The organism is Acidiphilium sp. (assembly GCF_049977125.1).
Taxonomy (GTDB): Bacteria; Pseudomonadota; Alphaproteobacteria; order Acetobacterales; family Acetobacteraceae; genus Acidiphilium.
Map to the genome: position 1 here is coordinate 1 of NZ_JBMFGY010000291.1, position 2,540 is coordinate 2,540.

Annotated in this window: 2 protein-coding genes and 1 pseudogene; all 3 read right to left on the reverse strand. The window is 57.7% G+C overall.

Annotated elements, in window-relative coordinates; translation table 11 throughout:
- On the reverse strand, positions 1 to 1,179 hold a 1,179-nt coding region (gene mobF, locus ACP5E6_RS18210), incomplete at its 3' end, for a MobF family relaxase (protein WP_427956714.1).
- A 316-nt stretch (positions 1,180 to 1,495) separates the two neighbouring features.
- Positions 1,496 to 2,056: an IS630 family transposase gene (locus ACP5E6_RS18215; protein WP_427956717.1), complete on the reverse strand. Its 561-nt coding sequence runs from the start codon at positions 2,054 to 2,056 to the stop codon at positions 1,496 to 1,498.
- Between the two features lie 181 nt (positions 2,057 to 2,237).
- Positions 2,238 to 2,540, reverse strand: a pseudogene (locus ACP5E6_RS18220) (IS630 family transposase); the annotation flags it as partial.

The window sequence follows — 2,540 nt, forward strand, 5'->3', positions numbered from 1 at the left end:
TGTTTGCTCTTTATAAAGCGCATCTACGGTCGTCATTGCCCCCGCCCCCACATCGAGCAGCCCAGCTTCGCCCGCCGCAATCGCTCGATCAATTTCATCGATAGTCGAACTGCCGATTCCGTTTTTCAACGCATCGAGGCGGATCTGATCTTTTGAAAAGATCGTCGATCGCTCGTTGAGATGCCGCGCCGCTGATCTGACCGCCGCGCCAGCCGTCGATTCTGGGGCTGGCCGCGTTCCGCTTCGGATCGCCCTTCTCACGACACCCGGCAGCCCGAGCCCGATGTCGACCGCGCGGTTGTGCCATTCGTGGCGCTGATCTTGTTGCGAAAGGCTTGATTTTCCTTGTCTTGTCCGGAGATTCGCGGCGGTCCGCTGGGTCGCGGTGCTGTCCGTCCGATCAATGCCGGCTGATTTTAGCGCTTGGTCAATCTGGTTCCGGCGCTGGCTAAAATGCTCGATCGCATAAGGGGAGATATCAGCAAGCTCGAAACCATCCCCGGTAGCTTCGACCGCATAGCCCAAGCTGATCAGATTTCGGGCCAGAATAGTTTTGTAAACGGCATCGGCTAGATGCATCCGGACCGCGTGTTGCCCCCAGTCTAAGTCGATGGCCCTAAGTTTGCCGTCCCCGCCGGTTGTCATATTTACCACGATCGCGTGCGAGTGCAGTTGCGGATCAGCCTCGCCGCTGACTGACCTTGAATCTTCATGTCTGAAAACAGCGGCGGCAATTCCTCCGCCCCGCGCGGTTTTTAGACCATTTTTGCCATATCTCGAAGCTGCCACTTCCTTCTCTATATACTCCATGCCCGCCCGAACCGCCGCATCATGCGCCTCCGCGATCCTTTGATCACCACCGGCCAAACACATAAGCGAAACCGATTTCGGCGCGCTGAATGTCACATCGCTGCCGTGACGTCGATCAGCCCGCCCCTTCCTGATGTCTTCCCCGCCAATTTTTCCTTCCAATGCATCAAGGAAATCCGCCGGTTCAACCGGCCCCGTCAGCCCGGCATCATTCGCGAGCCGACCGGTCCAAAAGCTCGGCGCACCGGCACTCATATAATACCCGCCCTTCGCGGTCGGCGACGATTTCGAATGCCGACAATACGCGACAATCCCGCGTGCGCTCCCGTTCTTCAGCGGTTTTGTTGATAACATGAGCATGATCTCCATCCGGTCCGGCCCTGTGCCAGCCCTCTGGAAATCCACTGCCGCGATGTGAAGCCCGCCGGCTCCCTCTTTTGTGCTAAAATCAGACCAGGATTAACGGCAAAATCTCACCACAACTTGGCCGGTTTTCAGTTACGAGATGATCGCGACATCGAAGCAAGATCATCGCAACAAGAGCGAATGATGATCGCAATATAATCACAACTTAATCGCTGGATCAACTTTCGCGAAGCGTCGGATCATCTGTTGCCGCGTAGCGCCCGAATATCGAAAATCCGGAAACCCGGATGCGTTTGTGTGGTCTAGTGCCGCGAGTCATTCATAATACCGGATAGAGGCGCTTGAGTTTGACGCGGGCGTCGTCGGCGGTGAACTGCCAATCGGCTTTGGCGTGTTTTTGGTTTCGAGAGACCTCCCAGGCGGCGACCTCCTTGATCAGGGTTTGCTTGTCAGCGATACGCCGATTCAGACATTGGGTGGACAAGACGCTGAGTTCGGTTTCAGCCATATCCAGCCAACTGCCGTGCTTTGGGGTGTAGTGCCACTCAAAGCGTTCGGCCAGGCGCCGGACCTCGGCTGCGGGAAAGGCTTCGTACAGTGAAGCGGGTTTGTGGGTGTTCAGATTGTCCTGCACGAGCACGATCCTGGTGGCATCCGGAAAATACTGATCTGATAAGTCCCTGAGTATTTCAGCATAATCCACAGCCGTATGGCGATCGGTGACCTCGACATGCCGCCAGCCCTCCAGGGGTGCGAACAGTATGAACAGGTTGGCCGTGCCGTTTTTCTCGTATTCATAGTCGTGTCGCGCTGGGCTACCCGGCTTGGCGGGGATGGGCGAGCGGGTTTCGGCGATGAGTTGCTTTGAGGTCTCGTCCAGTCAGACCACCGGGTGCGCCGGATCATGCGGCCGATGATAGACCTCAAGCACGTCCTCCATAGCGGCGACGAAGGCGGCGCTGGTGTCCGGCGGAATCACCCATTGCTTTTGCAGGTGAGGCTTGAGCGTGTTTTTTTTAAAATCCGCCCGATCGTATTATCGCTGGCGCGATCGATGATCTTCAATTCGACCACGGCCTCCTCCAGCAGTTCCAGCGTGTGCGGCCACTGGGTGGTGCGGAGCAGGCGAGCGCGATCAATTTTGCCTCGGCTGCGCCATCGAAGATGCGTCGCCGGGCAGACGCGGGCGAGTGTTTGCGCGTGAGAGCGCCGTCCAGCCCCTCTTCGACTAAAAGTTGCCGAGCTTTGGCAACCATATCGATGCTGGTATCCAGCGCTGCGGCGATGTCCCTGTCCGGCCACCCTGGCGCCGCCTCAGACGCGTCCGCTTTCAACAGGATGCGCGCCCTAAGCAGCTTTTGTGC